Genomic DNA, 14,810 nt, shown 5'->3' with positions numbered 1-14,810 from the left:
CCGCGCGTCGATTCGCTATGCCTTTCAAGGCGACGCAGTAATCCGGAACCTGCTGCTGACCCTCAGCCGCGAACACCGAGCGCAATCTGAAGGAAATACATGACCACCATCCGCGTCAAGGAAAACGAGCCGTTCGACGTCGCCCTGCGTCGCTTCAAGCGCACCATCGAAAAGCTGGGCCTGCTGACCGACCTGCGCGCCCGCGAGTTCTACGAGAAGCCCACTGCCGAGCGCAAGCGCAAGAAGGCTGCCGCCGTCAAGCGCCACTACAAGCGCGTGCGCAGCATGCAGCTGCCCAAGAAGCTGTACTGATCGTCTCTGACGCGACCCGGAGCCTGTTTTCAACGCAGCTCCGGTGAACTCCGAAACCCGCCACAGGACGCTGTCGCGGGTTTTTGTATTTTGAACCGGACCTCCCCATGAGCCTGAAAGACCGCATCACCGAAGACATGAAGGCCGCGATGCGCGCCAAGGAAAGCGACCGCCTGCTGACCATCCGGGGCCTGCTGGCCGCCGTCAAGCAGAAGGAAGTGGACGAGCGGATCGTCGTGGACGACGCCGCCTTGGTCGCCATCGTCGACAAGCTGATCAAGCAGCGCAAGGACTCCATCGGCCAGTTCGCCGCCGCCGGCCGGGACGATCTCGTCGCCAAGGAAACCGCCGAGCTGGCCGTGCTGCAGGTTTACCTGCCCGAGCGCCTGTCGGCCGAGGCCGTGGCCGAGAAGGTCGCCGCCATCGTGGCCGAGCTGGGCGCCAGTGGCCCCGGCGACATGGGCAAGGTCATGGCTGCCGCCAAGGCCGCGCTGGGCAATAGCGCCGAGATGAGCACAGTGTCCGCCGCGGTCAAGGCCGCACTGGCCAAGTGAGGAGCACGCGATGAGCCTTCCCCTGCAAGCCCTGACGCCCGACGTCTGCGTCGCGCCGCAGCTGACGCCCGAAGCCATGGCCGAGGCCGCAGCCGCGGGCTTCAAGAGCGTCGTCAACAACCGGCCCGACTTCGAGCACGGCCCCGATCAGCCGACATCGGCGGCCATCGAGGAGGCCGCCAAGGCAGCCGGGCTGGAGTACCGCCACCTGCCGGTGGCCGGCGGCTACCAGTCGCCCGAGGAGATCGCCGCCTTCGCGGATCTGCTGGCCGAGCTGCCGCGACCGCTGCTGGCCTTCTGCCGCTCGGGCGCCCGCTCGACGCGCCTGTTCATCCAGGCGCAGCAGCTGGGCTAATGGCCTAGATAGGCGGCCTGCACGCGCGGGTCGCCCAGCAGTTCGGCCCCGCTGCCCTGCAGCACGATGCGGCCGTTCTCCAGCACGTAGGCGCGCTGCGCCAGCTTGAGCGCCTGCTTCACGTTCTGCTCGACGAGGAAGATGGTCAGCCCCTCGGCGTTGATGGTCTTCAGCGTGCGGAAGATGTCCTGCACGATGATGGGCGCCAGGCCCATGGACGGCTCGTCCAGCAACAGCAGGCGCGGCTTGGCCATCAGCGCGCGGCCGATGGCCAGCATCTGCTGCTCGCCGCCCGACAGGCTGCCGGCCATCTGCGTGGCGCGCTCGGCCAAACGGGGGAACAGGCTGTAGACATGGTCGATGTCGCGCGCCCGTGCGGCGGCGCCGTCGCGGCGCGTGTAGGCGCCAAGCTCCAGGTTCTCGCGCACGGTCAGCGTCGTCAGCGTCGCCCGGCCCTCGGCGACCTGCACGAGGCCGCTGCCGACGATGCGGTGCGGTGCCGTTGCAGAAATATCCTGGCCATCGAACAGCACCTGGCCGGCCGCCTTCTTCACAAGGCCTGACAGCGCCATCAGCGTCGTCGACTTGCCAGCCCCGTTGGCGCCGACCAGCGTCGTGATCTCGCCCGCCGCCAGGTCGAAGTCGATGCCCCGCAGCGCCTCCACATGGCCGTAGTTGACCGCCAGGCCGCGCACGCTCAGCAAGCTCATGCCGCCACCTCTTCATCGTCGCGGCCCAGGTAGGCCTCGATGACCTGCGGGTCGTTGCGCACAGCGTCCGGCCCGCCCTCCGCAATGATGCGGCCGAAGTTCAGCACGGCGATGCGCTCGCACAGCCCCATCACGAAGCGCATGTCGTGTTCGATCATGAAGATGGTGTAGCCGCGCGCCTGAATGTTGCGGATCTCATCCATCAGCTCGGTCTTCTCGGCGCCGTTCATGCCGGCGACCGGCTCGTCAAGCAGCAGCAGCTTCGGCTCGGTGGCCAGCGCCCGAGCCAGTTCGAGCTTGCGCTGCTCGCCATAGCTGAGGTTGTCCGCGATGTCGTCGGCCTTGTGATCCAGCTTCATCCAGGACAGCAGCTCGCGCGCCCGCTCACGTGCAGCACGCTCAGCGGCGCGGAACGACGGCAGGCGCAGCAGCAGGCCGGCCGGCCCGTAGCCCAGGCGGCCGTGCATGCCGACGATGACGTTCTCCAGCAGCGTCATCTCCTTGAACACGCGGATGTTCTGGAAGGTACGCGCGATGCCGCCCGTGGTGATCTGGTGCGGCTTGCGGCCGACCAGGCTCACACCGTTGAACAGGATGTCGCCCGAGGTGGGCGGCAGCAGGCCGGTGATGAGATTGACCACGGTGGTCTTGCCCGCGCCGTTGGGGCCGATCAGCCCGAAGATGCCGCCCTGCGGCACGTCGAAGCTGACGTCCTGAAGCACTTTGAGGCCACCAAAGTGGCGGGACACGGATCGCAACTTCAGCATCTCAGCGCCCCCGGCCCAGCAGGGCACGCACGCGCGCCGGGTCCCAAAGCCCGCGGGGCAGGAACAGCACGATCACGACGAGGATCAACCCGTTCACCACATTGCGGAAGTCCGCCAGGCTGCGCAGCAGCTCGGGCAGCAGCGTCAGGATGACCGCGCCGGAGATCGGCCCCATCAGGCCGTTGATGCCGCCCAGGATGGTCATGGTCAAGATCTCGACACCGCGGTCGAAGCCGTATTCGTTCGGACCGATGAAGAAGGTCAGGTGAGCATTGAGCGCCCCGGCCAGCCCAGCCAGCATGGCGCCCAGCAAGAAGGCCAGCATCTTGTGGGCGTTGACGTCGATCCCCATCAGGCCGGCCGCGGTCTCGTCGAGCTTGATGGCCTCGAAGGCGCGGCCCACCTTGGAGCGGCGCAGCAGTGCCAGCACCACGCAGGCCAGCGCCAGCGCCAGCGCCACATGCCACCACTGCGTCAGCGGCGGGATGCCGTTCAGCCCCAACGCGCCGCCGGTCCAGTCCTCGGTGTTGAGCACGAAGATGCGCACCACCTCGCCGAAGGCCAGCGTCGCCATCGCGAGGTAGACGCCCGACAGCCGCAGCGTCGGCCCGCCGATCACGAAGGCCACGACAGCGGGTGCGGCCATGCCGCCGGCCAGCGCGACCGGGAACGGCGCGCCAGCATTCATCGTCAGCAGCGACGCGGCGTATGCGCCAATGCCCATGAAGGCCGCATTGGCCATGGCCAGCATGCCGCAGGACAGGGTCAGGTAGATGGACAGGGCCAGCAGCGAGTTGGTGCCCAGCGTCAGCACCAGGTTGCTGTAGACCGCCCAGAAACTGTCGAAGCTCTCAAGCATGACGGTCAGACCTTGCGTTCATTCACGGTGCCGAACAGGCCCTTGGGCCGCAGCAGCAACACGGCGAACAGCAGGCCAAAAGCGACCGCGTCACGCATCGTGGAGCCGATGTAGGCCACCGACAGCACCTCGGCAAAACCCAGGAACAGCCCCGCCAGCATCGCGCCGCGGATGTCGCCCATGCCGCCCAGGATGATGACGGCGATGCCTTTGTGCAGGATGGGCTGCCCCATCAGCGGGAACAGCGCGTTGGAGTACAGGCCGATCAGCACGCCCGCCACGCCGCCAAGACCCGCGGCGAAGAAGCTCGTCAGCATGAACAGGCCGCCCACGTTGATGCCCAGCAGCGCCGCCGCCTTGGGGCTTTCGGCGATCGCGCGCAGTGCACGGCCCAGTTGCGTGCCGCGCAGCACCAGCAGCAGCACGGCCATCAGGCCGAAGGACAGCGCGATGATGCCCAGCTCCAGCACGGTCACGTGCAGGCCGGCGATGGTCAATGTCTGCTGTGGCAGCACCTCGGCGGGGAAGCGTAGGTTCTCGGCACCGAAGATGCCCTGGGCCAGGCTGTTCAGCGCGATGGCCAGGCCGATGGTGGCAATCATCGGGATCAGGTGCGGTGCGTTGCGCGCCCGCAGCGGGCGCAGCACGAGCAGGTCGATGATCAGGCCCAGCAGGCCGGACGCCACGAAGGCCACCGCCAGCGCGCCGGCCAGCGGCAGGTTCAGCTTCGTCACCGCCTGCAGCGCCGCGTAGGCGCCCAGCATGAAGACGGCGCCGTGGGACAGGTTGACGACGCCCAGCACGCCGAAGACCAGCGTGAAGCCGAGCGCAAACAGCGCATAGACGCTGCCGAGCGAGAGGGCATTGAAGAGCTGCTGTTCGAGCACGGGGTTGGCTGGTGAAAAAAGACGAGGCCCGCGGTGAAAGGCCGCGGGCCACTGCGGCTGGGCGCGTTTACTTCTCGATCGCGTAGCGGCCGTTCTTGGTCACGCTGACGATGGCCGTCTGGCTGGCGTCATAGCCGGCCGGGTTGCCGGCCTTGTCCAGCGCGCGGCGGAAGGTGAAGCCGCCGGTGGCGCCGGTCCACTTCACGTCGGGCAGCGCGTTGCGCAGCGCGGCGCGGTCCTTGGCGAGATCGCCGCTGAACTTGACCTTCTTCAGCGCCTGGGCGGTGATGTACATCGCGTCATAGGCCTGGGCCGCGAACTGGTCGGGCGCCGACTTGTGCTTCTGCGTGTAGGCGACGATGAAGGCGCCGTTCTCCTTGGTCTGGTTCTCGATGGACCAGGGGCTGCCGATCCACAGGCCGTCGGACGCGCCCTTGGCGAGCTCGAACACCTTGACCGAGTTCATGCCGTTGCCGCCGATGACCGGCACGTTCAGGCCCAGCTGGCGGGCCTGCACCATGACGGGCGCGCCCTCGGCGATCAGCGCCGACAGCACCAGCGCGTCGGGGTTGCTCGCCTTGATCTTGGTGAGCTGGGCCTTGAAGTCGACGTCGCCCTTGGCGAAGGTCTCGGTCGTCGTCACGGCAATCTTCTGCGCCTCCAGCGCCTTCTTGAAGTTGTCGTAGCCGCTCTTGGTGAAGACGTCGTCGTTGCCGTAGAGCACGGCCACCTTCTTGATGCCGAGCTTCTTGACAGCGGTAGACAGCGTCACCGGCAGCACGTCGGCCTCGGTCACCGAGTTGCGGAAGACGTGGTCGCCGATGGAGGTGATGCCGTCGGCCGTATTGGAGGTGCCGAAGACCACCGTCTTGGCGGCCTGCGCGATCGGATCGGCGGCCTGGGCCGAATTGGACAGCGTGGGGCCGAACAGCATCAGCACCTTGTCCTGGAAGATCAGCTTCTTGAAGGCGTTGATCGCCTCTTCCTTCTTGCCTTGTTCGTCCTCGATGACCAGCACCAGCTTGTTGCCGTTGATGCCGCCGGCGGCGTTGATCTCGTCGGCCGCCAGCTGAAAGCCGGCGCGGATGCTCTGGCCGTACTGGGCCGCGCCGCCCGACAGCGCCTCGGCCACGCCAAGCTTGATGTCGGCCGCCTGGGCCAGGCCGGCAAAAGCGACAGAGGCAACGAGGGCGGCGGCAAACGGCTTGAGGGTGCGAATGGTCATCTCCGGGTGCTCCTGGTGTTGTGGGTCGGCATCAGCGTTCGATGATAGTTAGTTGCCGGCGAGCTTCATGCCCGTCAGCAGCACCGAGCCGATGGTCTTGGTGCCCATCGAATACTCGTCGGCGCCGATGCCGACGATGTTCTGCAGCATGTCCTTCAGGTTGCCGGCAATGGTCACTTCGTGAACCGGGTAGGCGATCTCGCCGTTCTCCACCCAGTAGCCGCTGGCGCCGCGCGAGTAGTCGCCGGTCACGTAGTTGACGCCCTGCCCCATCAACTCGGTGACGAGCAGGCCGCGCCCCAGGCGCCGGATCATCGTCGGCAGGTCGTCGCCAGGCGCGGTGGCGCGGCTGGTCATGCGCAGGTTGTGCGAGCCGCCGGCATGGCCGGTCGTCTGCATGCCCAGCTTGCGCGCCGAGTAGCTGGACAGGAAATAGCCCTGCAGCACGCCACCTTCGACGACGGAGCGCGCCCGCGTGACGACGCCTTCGTCGTCGAACGGCGAGCTGCCCTTGCCCTTCTTCACGTGAGGGTCCTCGGCGATGTCGATGTGGGCCGCCATGACGGGCTTGCCCAGGCTGTCCAGCAGGAAGCTGGTGCGGCGGTACAGCGCGCCGCCACTGGTCGCCTGCACCAGCGCGCCCAGCAGGCCGATGGCCACCGTACTCTCGAACAGCACCGGCACCTCGGCGGTGGCCACCTTGCGGGCTTTCAGGCGCGACAGTGCGCGCTCAGAAGCGTAGCGCCCCACGGTCTCGGCGGATGCCAGGTCGGCCGCGTCGCGCATGGAGCTGTACCAGGCGTCGCGCTGCATGTCGTTGCCGCGACCGGCAATGGGCGCCACCGACAGCGAATGCCGCGAGCTGGCATAGCCGCCACGAAAACCGCGCGTGTTGCCCATCCAGAAGTGCGACTGCTGGGCCGACACGGCCGCCCCCTCGCTGTTGGTGATGCGCTTGTCCACCGCCAACGCCGCTGCCTCGCAGCGCAGCGCGATGTCGGCGGCCTGGGCAGCGTCGATGGCCCAGGGGTGGAAGAGGTCCAGCTCGGGCCGGGCCGCGGCGTCCAGCGCCAGATCGGCTTCGTCGGGCAGGCCGGCAAACTCGTCCTCGGCCGTGAAGCGGGCGATGTCGTAGGCCGCGCGCACTGTGTCGCGGATGGCCTGGGGAGAGAAGTCGGAGGTGCTGGCGTTGCCACGGCGCTTGCCGAGGTAGACCGAGATGCCCAGGGACTTGTCGCGGTTGCGCTCGACGTTTTCCAGCTTGCCCAGCCGCGCCGACACCGACAGGCCGCAGCCCTCGGAAACCTCGGCGCCGGCATCCGTCGCGCCGATCTTCCTCGCCTCGCCGAGGGCATCCTCGATCCACTGCTGGAACTGCTCGGGGGTGTAGGCAAAACCGTCTTGGGCTTGGGACATGAACGACAGACAAATCGGGTGGGCGACAATCATAGGTCTCGCCCGACCACGGCCCCCATGCAAGAAAACACCCCCGAATTCGAAGACGACGACGACTTCGACCGCCCCAGCAAGTCCCAGCTCAAGCGCGACATGACTGCGCTACAGAAGCTGGGCGAGGAACTGCTGGCCCTGCCCGAGAGCCGCTGGCCCCCGCTGGCCCTGCCAGAGATCCTGACCGACGCGCTGCGCCATGCCAAGAAGATCACCAACTTCGAAGGCAAGCGCCGCCAGATGCAGTACATCGGCAAGCTGATGCGCAAGATCGACCCCGAGCCCGTGCGCGAAGCCGTGGCGGCCTTCAAGCTGGGCCACGCGCAGGACAGCCTGCGGCTGCACCAGTCCGAGCGCTGGCGCGAGCGCCTGCTGGCCAGCGATGACGCGCTGCAGGAATTCATCGGCGAGCACGTGGACGTCGACATCCAGCAGCTCCGCAGCCTCGTGCGCGCGGCGCGCAAGGACGCGGCCAGCGAGCCCGAGAAGCGCAGCGGCCGCGCCTTCCGCGAGCTGTTCCAGTTCATCAAGGCATCGGAAGTGGCGGCCGACGATGAGTGATCCGGTCCCTGAATCCGTACGGATTGGCATCGTCTCCATCAGCGACCGCGCCTCGACGGGCGTCTACGAAGACAAAGGCCTGCCCGCGCTGAAGGACTGGCTGACGGGCGCGCTGCTCAACGCCATCGAGTTCGTGCCGCGCCTGATCCCCGACGAGCAGGCCGGCATTTCTGCGGCGCTGATCGAGCTGGTGGACGCCGAGCGCTGCGACCTCGTGCTGACCACCGGTGGCACCGGCCCCGCGCCGCGCGACGTGACGCCCGAGGCCACGCTGGCCGTCGCCGACCGCGTGATGCCCGGCTTCGGCGAGCAGATGCGCCAGATCTCGCTGCACTTCGTGCCGACGGCCATTCTGTCGCGCCAGGTTGCCGTCATCCGCGGCAAGGCCCTCGTCATCAACCTGCCCGGCCAGCCCAAGGCCATCGCCGAGACGCTGGCGGGCCACGAAAAGGCCAGCGGCGTCTTCGCCGCCGTGCCCTACTGCATCGACCTGATAGGCGGGCCCTACCTGGAAACCCGCGACGAGGTCTGCAAAGCCTTCAGGCCCAAGAGCGCGCAACGCGCGCCCCGGAGCTAGCCGACGACCGCGTCCGCCGCGTCGATGGCCGCGACGACCTCATCCAGGCCACGGCTGCTGCTGATACCGAAACCGCCGACGATGCGCTCGCCCCGGGCACCACGGCCGGCGGCAGCGTGCACGCCGACCCAGGCATCGCGGCCCGAGCGCTTGGCGGCGTAGAGCCCCAGGTCGGCCAGGTTGACGACCTGCTGCCAGCTGCGCGCCTGCGGCCGCTCCGGCTCGAAAGGCATGCAGGCGAAGCCGACCGAGCAGCTGACGGCGATCTCATGCGCCCCGCCCAGCACGAATGGCGTGGCGGCGATGACCGCCCGCATGCGCTCGGCAAGCTCTTCGGCGCGCAGGCGGTCGGTGTCCCGCGCCACGGCCAGGAACTCCTCGCCCCCCCAGCGCACGAGATAGTCCGACTCGCGCAACACCGACCGCAGCCGCGCGCCGAACTGCACCAGCACGGCGTCACCCGCGGCATGGCCGTGGCGGTCGTTGATGTGCTTGAAGGCGTCGATGTCCAGCAGCAGGAAGACGTTGTCCGTGTCTAGCGGCTGCCCGCCGGCGGCCAGCGTCTCCTGCGAGCGGCGCAGGCAGGCCGCCAAGTCCTGTTCGATGTGATCGATCAGGAAGCGGCGGTTGTGCAGCCCGGTCAGCGGGTCGGTGACGCTGCTTAGCTCCAGCTGCGCCGACTTCTCTTCCAGCGCCTGGTGCAGCGCCCGAAGCTCGGTCGTGCGTTCGCGCACCTTGTGCTCGAGCTCCAGCTGGCGGCGCCGCAGCAGCCGCGTGCGCGCGGCCACCGCCGCAACGAGCAGCAGACCCAGGGTCAGCGCCAGGGCGGCGCGGAACCACCAGGTCTGGTGCCAGGCCGGGTGCACGCGCAGCGGCAGCACGAGTTCGCGCTCGCCCCACTGGCCGTCGCGATTGGACGCCCGCAGGCGCAGCCGGTAGTCGCCCGGCGGAAGATTCGTGTAGGCGGCCAGGCGCCGCGAGGCATCCGCAGCCACCCAGCCTGCGTCGTAGCCCTGTAGCCTGTAGGCATAGCGGTTGCGCTCCGGCGCCGAGAAGTCGCTGGAAGCGAACTCCACGGTCAGGCTGTTGGCGTCGGCCGGCACGTCGAGCACGGCCGGGCCGCCCGGCAGCGGCGCCACCAGCCGCCCACCCACCTGCACGTCCACCACCAGCACCTCGGGCCGGTAGTCCCAGGCCTGCAGCTTCTCGGGCAGCACCATGGTCATACCGCCAGCGCCACCGAACAGCAGCTCGCCGTTCTCCGTCCGCGCAGCAGCTCCGGTCCAGTAGGTCGTGAAGACGACGCCTTCGGCGCGGCGCAGCGCCCGGACCGTCATGCGCGCCGGGTCGATGCGCGCCAGCCCGTTGTCGGTGCTGGCCCAGACCTGACCTTGCCGATCGGTCAGCAACGCGTTGACGGTGCCATCGGGCAGGCCCTGGGCCGTGCCCAGGCGCAACGTCGCGCCGCCCTGCCCCGGCCCGGGCAGCACGTCGATGCCGCCGCCGTAGCTGCCCACCCAGAGTCGCCCGTTCGCATCCGGCATCAGTGCGGTGACGAAGCCGGCCGACAGACCGCGCGGCCGAGCCGGCCCGGCCGGGTATTGCTCGACGCTGTTGCTGGCGGGATCGACACGGTTGAGCCCATTGCGCGTGCCCACCCAGAGCTCGCCCGCCGCGCCGCGCGCCAGCACCATGATGCGCTGGTCGGTCAGCCCGGGCGCCGTCAGCGTCACGGCCGCGCTGCGCCCGCTGGCCAGGTCCAGCCGCCACAGGCCGTCGAACTGGCCACCGATCCACAACGTATCGCCGTCGGCCAGCACGGCCCAGGTCGACGCGACAGGGTCGCGGCCGGCAAGGCTGATGCGCGCCACGCGGCGGCCATCGGCGTCGGCCCGGTAGAGACCGCGCTTGGTACCGATGTAGACACTGCCGTCGGCGGCCCGGCTCATGCCGAGCACGATGTCCGGCGGCAGCGCGGCCGCCGGGCGGCTGGCGTCGGGCCGCAGGGCCGCCACGCGCGCGCCTGTCGCATCCAGGATCTCGACGCCGTTCTTGTGCGTCGCCAGCCAGAGCCGACCGCCGGGCATGGGCAGGATCCAGCTGATCTCGGTGCTGATGAAGCGTGCGTCCAGCGCGTCGCCAACCTCCGAGCTGGCGCCCAGCCGGGTCAGCACGCCACCCGTGCGCGGGTCGTAGCGGCTCAGACCGTGGTCGGAGGCCAGCCAGACGAGGCCGGCCCGGTCGCGGTACAGGGCGCGCAGCGCGTTGTCCGCCAGGCTCAACGGCCAGGCTGGCACGTGGCGGATGCGGCGAGTCTCGCGGCGCGCCAGATCCACGGCCACGGCGCCCTGGCCCAGCGTCGCCACCCACATCTCGCCCGGCTGCACCTCCAGCAGGCTGGCGATCTGGTTGTTCAGGAGCAGGTCGTCCTTCTCGGCGACACCGGCCTCGCGCACCTCGACCGCCGGCGCGTCACCCTCGCTGCCGAGCATGAAGACGCCTTCGTGCAGGCTGCCGGCCCAGATCCGGCCGGCGCCGTCCTGGGTCAGGGCCTGGGGCTGCACCGCGCGGCCGGGCGCCAGCGGGATCGGCTGCAATGGCGCACCCGCAGCGGGCCGGCGAAAGAGGCCCGCCGCACTGCCGATCCACAGCTGGCCGCGGCGATCCCGCAACACGGTCCACACCTGCGTGCCGGCCGCTTCGGCCCAGGCACCGGCGGTGCTGGCGTGCTCGATGCGCCCGCTGGCCGGGTCCAGGTGGTCGAGGCCGCCGTCCGTGACGACCCAGAGCCCGCCGCTACCGTCGTCGGCGATCTGGCGCACGCTGACATGGCTCAGCCCGCGCGGCCCGCCAACCGGGATGGCGACGAAGCTGTCCGTCGCCGCGTCATGCCTGAGCAGGCCGGCCGCGCTCGTGCCCACCCACAGCCTGCCGGCGCTGTCGCCGTGCAGAGACTGCACATAGTTGTCGGGCAGCGCCCCGGCCCGCTGCGGATCGCCCTTGTAGACCTTGAAACGGTAGCCGTCCCAGCGCGCCAAGCCGCCGGGCGTGCCCACCCACAGAAAGCCCTGGCCGTCCTCCGCGATCGACGTTGCGATGGCGCTGGGCAGGCCCTGTTCCTGCGTCAGGTGCTGGAAGGTGATGTCGGCCAGGCCGGACCAGCGCTTCCCGGCCGACGCGGCCTGCGTCGCCGCGGCAAGGCTGACCAGCACCCACCCCAGCGCCAGTCGCCAGCAGAAAGGGAGCCTCGGTCGGAACACGCGCAGGAGCACAGCAGGCCGTCAGGGGAAGGCGGGCCCACGGCCCGGACCCACGATTCTCATCCAGCCCGCGGCCTCCCGCAGACCGGTGGCCTCACTTGACGAGCCGATTCATCTCGGCCGCGTCGAAAGCCTCGTCGCGCTGAGCGTCATGGGGCACGCAGTCGCCCACCGGCTGGCCCAGCTGCGTCGACAGCTTGCACACCGTGCTCCACAGCAGCGCGATCTGGTGCTCATGGCCCGAGGCGCTGTCGATGAGACCTCGCATGGCCAGCGCCACCGGGTCGTCGCCCTGGGTCACGCCATAGGCCGAGAAGCCCATGCGCGCCGCGGCCGCCTCGCGCGCCTGCTCGCTCTCGGCCTCGATGATGCGGGCCGGGTTGCCCACGGCCGTCGCCCCCGCCGGCACCGGCTTGGTGACGACGGCGCCAGAGCCGATGCGCGCGCCCGCGCCAACCGTGAAGCCGCCCAGCACGCTGGCATTGGCGCCGACGATGACGCCGGGGCCCAGCGTAGGGTGGCGCTTGGCGCCTTTCACGAGCGAGGTGCCGCCCAGCGTGACGCCCTGGTAGATGGTGCAGCCCTCGCCGATCTCGGCCATCTCGCCGATGACGATGCCCATGCCATGGTCGATGAAGACCTTGCGGCCGATGCGAGCGCCGGGGTGGATCTCGATGCCGGTCAGGAAGCGGCTCCAGTGCGACAGCCAGCGCGCCAGCCACTTGAAGCCGTGGCGCCACAGCCAGTTGGCGCGGCGGTGGAACATCAGCGCGTGCAGGCCCGGGTAGCAGGTCAGCACCTCCCACGCCGAGCGGGCGGCCGGGTCGCGTTCGAGGATCAAAGCGATGTCTTCGCGCAGGCGCTGGAACATGGTGCGGCCCAGTGAGAGAGGCAGGCCAGTCTATGTGGGGCCGCTTGAGCCTGCGGCGACTGAGGTCTTCTGCATCTGCCGCGCGATGCCGCGCAGGATGTGGACCTCCTCGTTCGTCAGGCCCGCCCGGTTGAAGAGCTGGTTGAGCCGCGGCATCAGCTTCTTCGGCGCCGCCGGGTCCAAGTAGCCGATGTCAGTCAGTGCGGCCTGCAGATGGTCGAGCAGGCCCTGCACGGCGCGGGCGTCGGCCCGTTCGGGGTCGGGCGTGCGCGGCTGCACGCCGAAGCCACCCAAGGCTTGGCGCAGGTCATAGGCCAGCAGCTGCACGGCCTGCGCGAGGTTTAGCGAGCCGTAGTCCGGATGCGTGGGAATGCTGAGCACGGCGTGGCAGCGGTAGACGTCCTCGTTGCTCATGCCGTAGCGCTCGGAGCCAAACACGAGGGCCAGCCGCGGCGCGGCCTCACGTGCGACCAGCTCGGCGAACAGCGCACGCGGCTCGCGCGTCGGTGGGCCGAAGTCACGCGGCGTCATCGCGGTGGCGCAGGCAAAGTCCACGCCGTCCAGCGCCTCGGTCAGCGTCGGCACGACGCGGGCCCGGGCCAGGATGTCGGCCGCGCCACTGGCCATGGCAATGGCCTCTTCGTGGCAGAGCACGTCCGGGAAGCGCGGCGCCACCAGCACGAGATCGCCAAAGCCCATCACCTTCATCGCCCGCGCCGCAGCGCCGACGTTGCCGGCATGGCTGGTGTTGATGAGGATGAAGCGTGTGGATTCCACGGGTTTGTACGGAGTCAGCGGCTAGAATCACCCGATTATCCGGGCGGCTTCCATGGCGCCCGCCGCTCTTTCCCCCTGTCAGCCCCTTCTTTCCAGCGAGTGCAACGCATGCAGCAGACGTCTCTCCATCCCATGCTCAATGTCGCCATCAAGGCGGCTCGTGCGGCCGGCGCCATCATCAACCGCGCCTCGCTGGACCTCGAAGCTCTGCGCATCAACACCAAGAGCCCGAACGACTTCGTGACCGAGGTCGACCACGCCGCAGAAGGGGTGATCATCGAGACGCTGCTGGGCGCCTACCCGGACCACGGCATCCTCGCCGAAGAGTCGGGCCGCACCCACGGCGCCAAGCATTCCGAGTTCGTCTGGATCATCGATCCGCTGGACGGCACCACCAACTTCATCCACGGCCTGCCGGTCTACTGCGTGTCCATCGCGCTGGCCCACCGCGGCGTCGTGCAGCAGGCCGTCGTCTACGACCCGACCCGCAACGACCTCTTCTACGCCACCAAGGGCCGCGGCGCCTTCCTGAACGACCGCCGCCTGCGCGTGTCCAAGCGCACCCGCATGAGCGACGCGCTGATCGGCACGGGCTTCCCGTTCCGTCGCGGCGACAACTTCAAGCGCTACGTGAAGATGTTCGAGGAGGTCATGCAGCACTGCGCCGGCCTGCGCCGCCCAGGCGCTGCGGCCCTGGATCTCTGCTACGTGGCCGCCGGCTACTACGACGCCTTCTTCGAGACCGGCCTGCAGCCCTGGGACCTGGCAGCGGGCTCGTTGATCATCACGGAGGCCGGTGGCCTGATCGGCAACTTCACCGGCGAGGCCGACTTCCTGCACCAGCGCGAGGTCGTCGCCGGCAACCCCAAGATCTATGCCCAGCTCGTGACGATGCTGGCGCCCTACACCCGCGTCATCAAGGAAGAGGACGCCGCCTCCGCGCCGGCCCCCGCGCCCGAAGCCGAGGCCGCGGCAATCCCCGCGCCGGCGAAGAAGCGCAGCCCGGTGCGCATCAAGAAGGACGAGAGCAACGACGCGCCGCTCTGAGCCGCCTCCGATAACGATGGCAAAGCCCTCACCGCGAGGGCTTTGTCGTTTGCGGGCGTGACGAAGTTGGCGCCGCCAGCGCCCGCAGGCCAATCCGCCCGACGCCGTGTGACTTGTGCACGGCCACCCCCCTTACCTGTGGGGGCCTGGCTGGCCAGAATGCGTGCTTCAGCGCGGCCAAAAGCCGCCTTTTCCCTCAATCTCAACCGCCGAAAGACGCTACCCGATGTTTGCCCGCTCCGTTGTCGCCCTCGCCCTCGTCGCCGCTGCCTCCCTGGCTCACGCTGACGCCAAGGTCCTGAAGAAGGTTGCCCCCGAGTACCCCGGCGAAGCCGTCAAGAAGAACATCAGCTCCGGCAGCGTGCGCGCCAAGATCGCCATCGCCGGCGACGGCAAGGTTTCCAACGTCGACATCGTCGAAGCCGAGCCCAAGCGCGTCTTCGACCGTGCTGCCGTCGACGCGCTGAGCCAGTGGAAGTTCGAAGGCACCGGCGCTCCGCAGACGCACGAAGTCAAGCTGGTGTTCAAGTCGGAAGACTGAACGAGGACCGAGGACAGTCCCTGCGCACTGACCGACGCCTCGTGAAGGACAGTCGGCA

16 protein-coding genes are annotated in these 14,810 nt (G+C 69.0%); 7 read left to right on the top strand and 9 right to left on the bottom strand.

All coding sequences use genetic code 11. The annotated features are described in order from the left end of the window. Positions 1-99: 99 nt before the first annotated feature. The 3 genes from rpsU (at position 100) to AC07VX_RS06685 (ending at position 1,221) form a co-directional block, all read left to right on the top strand. Positions 100-312: a 30S ribosomal protein S21 gene (rpsU, locus tag AC07VX_RS06695; protein ID WP_007833691.1), complete on the top strand. Its 213-nt coding sequence runs from the start codon at positions 100-102 to the stop codon at positions 310-312. A gap of 107 nt (positions 313-419) precedes the next feature. Further along, entirely contained in the window at positions 420-866 is a 447-nt protein-coding gene (locus AC07VX_RS06690) for a GatB/YqeY domain-containing protein (protein WP_493163959.1), read from the top strand. 10 nt (positions 867-876) lie between these two features. After that, complete coding sequence (locus tag AC07VX_RS06685) at positions 877-1,221, top strand: protein tyrosine phosphatase family protein (RefSeq protein ID WP_493163958.1); 345 nt, start codon at positions 877-879, stop codon at positions 1,219-1,221. Here the strand turns inward: AC07VX_RS06685 and AC07VX_RS06680 are convergent. From AC07VX_RS06680 to pmbA, 6 genes are all read right to left on the bottom strand, one after another. Further along, a complete protein-coding gene (locus tag AC07VX_RS06680) occupies positions 1,218-1,931 on the bottom strand; it encodes an ABC transporter ATP-binding protein (protein WP_493163957.1) in 714 nt (237 codons plus the stop codon). The genes AC07VX_RS06685 and AC07VX_RS06680 overlap by 4 nt on opposite strands. Then, positions 1,928-2,698 (bottom strand): ABC transporter ATP-binding protein, encoded by a 771-nt coding sequence (locus AC07VX_RS06675; RefSeq protein WP_493163956.1) that lies wholly within the window; start codon positions 2,696-2,698, stop codon positions 1,928-1,930. Before AC07VX_RS06675 ends, AC07VX_RS06680 begins: the two co-directional genes overlap by 4 nt. Position 2,699: 1 nt before the next feature. Continuing rightward, positions 2,700-3,557 carry a branched-chain amino acid ABC transporter permease gene (locus tag AC07VX_RS06670; protein ID WP_493163955.1) on the bottom strand — a complete coding sequence of 286 codons (858 nt, stop codon included), beginning with the start codon at positions 3,555-3,557 and terminating at the stop codon, positions 2,700-2,702. Positions 3,558-3,562: 5 nt separating this feature from the next. Then, the gene (locus AC07VX_RS06665) at positions 3,563-4,444 is read right to left on the bottom strand and encodes a branched-chain amino acid ABC transporter permease (protein WP_493163954.1); all 882 of its coding nucleotides are present in this window, start codon (positions 4,442-4,444) and stop codon (positions 3,563-3,565) included. Positions 4,445-4,511: 67 nt separating this feature from the next. After that, positions 4,512-5,669 (bottom strand): ABC transporter substrate-binding protein, encoded by a 1,158-nt coding sequence (locus AC07VX_RS06660; protein ID WP_493163953.1) that lies wholly within the window; start codon positions 5,667-5,669, stop codon positions 4,512-4,514. A gap of 48 nt (positions 5,670-5,717) precedes the next feature. Next, the gene (gene pmbA / locus AC07VX_RS06655) at positions 5,718-7,085 is read right to left on the bottom strand and encodes a metalloprotease PmbA (RefSeq protein ID WP_493163952.1); all 1,368 of its coding nucleotides are present in this window, start codon (positions 7,083-7,085) and stop codon (positions 5,718-5,720) included. A gap of 57 nt (positions 7,086-7,142) precedes the next feature. Here pmbA and yjgA point away from each other — a divergent pair, with 57 nt between their 5' ends. After that, positions 7,143-7,679, top strand: coding sequence for a ribosome biogenesis factor YjgA (gene yjgA, locus AC07VX_RS06650; RefSeq protein WP_493163951.1), 537 nt, complete (start codon positions 7,143-7,145; stop codon positions 7,677-7,679). Beyond that, positions 7,672-8,256: a molybdopterin adenylyltransferase gene (mog, locus tag AC07VX_RS06645; protein ID WP_493163950.1), complete on the top strand. Its 585-nt coding sequence runs from the start codon at positions 7,672-7,674 to the stop codon at positions 8,254-8,256. The genes yjgA and mog overlap by 8 nt, the downstream gene beginning before the upstream one ends. Here the strand turns inward: mog and AC07VX_RS06640 are convergent. From AC07VX_RS06640 to AC07VX_RS06630, 3 genes are all read right to left on the bottom strand, one after another. Further along, the gene (locus AC07VX_RS06640; RefSeq protein WP_495122009.1) at positions 8,253-11,516 is read right to left on the bottom strand and encodes a two-component regulator propeller domain-containing protein; all 3,264 of its coding nucleotides are present in this window, start codon (positions 11,514-11,516) and stop codon (positions 8,253-8,255) included. The genes mog and AC07VX_RS06640 overlap by 4 nt on opposite strands. 94 nt (positions 11,517-11,610) lie before the next feature. After that, on the bottom strand, positions 11,611-12,387 hold the full coding sequence (gene cysE / locus AC07VX_RS06635; protein ID WP_493163948.1) for a serine O-acetyltransferase: 777 nt from the start codon (positions 12,385-12,387) through the stop codon (positions 11,611-11,613). A 30-nt stretch (positions 12,388-12,417) separates the two neighbouring features. Beyond that, complete coding sequence (locus tag AC07VX_RS06630; protein ID WP_493163946.1) at positions 12,418-13,164, bottom strand: RNA methyltransferase; 747 nt, start codon at positions 13,162-13,164, stop codon at positions 12,418-12,420. 108 nt (positions 13,165-13,272) lie between these two features. On the opposite strand from AC07VX_RS06630, the gene AC07VX_RS06625 reads away from it, so the two are divergent. Continuing rightward, on the top strand, positions 13,273-14,211 hold the full coding sequence (locus tag AC07VX_RS06625; protein ID WP_493163945.1) for an inositol monophosphatase family protein: 939 nt from the start codon (positions 13,273-13,275) through the stop codon (positions 14,209-14,211). A gap of 226 nt (positions 14,212-14,437) precedes the next feature. Continuing rightward, positions 14,438-14,752: an energy transducer TonB gene (locus AC07VX_RS06620; protein WP_493163944.1), complete on the top strand. Its 315-nt coding sequence runs from the start codon at positions 14,438-14,440 to the stop codon at positions 14,750-14,752. Positions 14,753-14,810: the final 58 nt, after the last annotated feature.

It is taken from the genome of Roseateles sp. GW821-FHT03B02 (genome assembly GCF_059421025.1).
The sequence above is the reverse complement of the archived record's forward strand: the minus strand, read 5'-3'. Positions and strand labels throughout refer to the sequence as shown.

Coding starts and splice junctions, on each gene's coding strand:
- rpsU (WP_007833691.1), top strand. CDS start 100: ATGACCACCATCCGCGTCAAGGAAAACGAGCCGTTCGACGTCGCCCTG.
- AC07VX_RS06690 (WP_493163959.1), top strand. CDS start 420: ATGAGCCTGAAAGACCGCATCACCGAAGACATGAAGGCCGCGATGCGC.
- AC07VX_RS06685 (WP_493163958.1), top strand. CDS start 877: ATGAGCCTTCCCCTGCAAGCCCTGACGCCCGACGTCTGCGTCGCGCCG.
- AC07VX_RS06680 (WP_493163957.1), bottom strand. CDS start 1,931: ATGAGCTTGCTGAGCGTGCGCGGCCTGGCGGTCAACTACGGCCATGTG.
- AC07VX_RS06675 (WP_493163956.1), bottom strand. CDS start 2,698: ATGCTGAAGTTGCGATCCGTGTCCCGCCACTTTGGTGGCCTCAAAGTG.
- AC07VX_RS06670 (WP_493163955.1), bottom strand. CDS start 3,557: ATGCTTGAGAGCTTCGACAGTTTCTGGGCGGTCTACAGCAACCTGGTG.
- AC07VX_RS06660 (WP_493163953.1), bottom strand. CDS start 5,669: ATGACCATTCGCACCCTCAAGCCGTTTGCCGCCGCCCTCGTTGCCTCT.
- pmbA (WP_493163952.1), bottom strand. CDS start 7,085: ATGTCCCAAGCCCAAGACGGTTTTGCCTACACCCCCGAGCAGTTCCAG.
- yjgA (WP_493163951.1), top strand. CDS start 7,143: ATGCAAGAAAACACCCCCGAATTCGAAGACGACGACGACTTCGACCGC.
- mog (WP_493163950.1), top strand. CDS start 7,672: ATGAGTGATCCGGTCCCTGAATCCGTACGGATTGGCATCGTCTCCATC.
- cysE (WP_493163948.1), bottom strand. CDS start 12,387: ATGTTCCAGCGCCTGCGCGAAGACATCGCTTTGATCCTCGAACGCGAC.
- AC07VX_RS06625 (WP_493163945.1), top strand. CDS start 13,273: ATGCAGCAGACGTCTCTCCATCCCATGCTCAATGTCGCCATCAAGGCG.
- AC07VX_RS06620 (WP_493163944.1), top strand. CDS start 14,438: ATGTTTGCCCGCTCCGTTGTCGCCCTCGCCCTCGTCGCCGCTGCCTCC.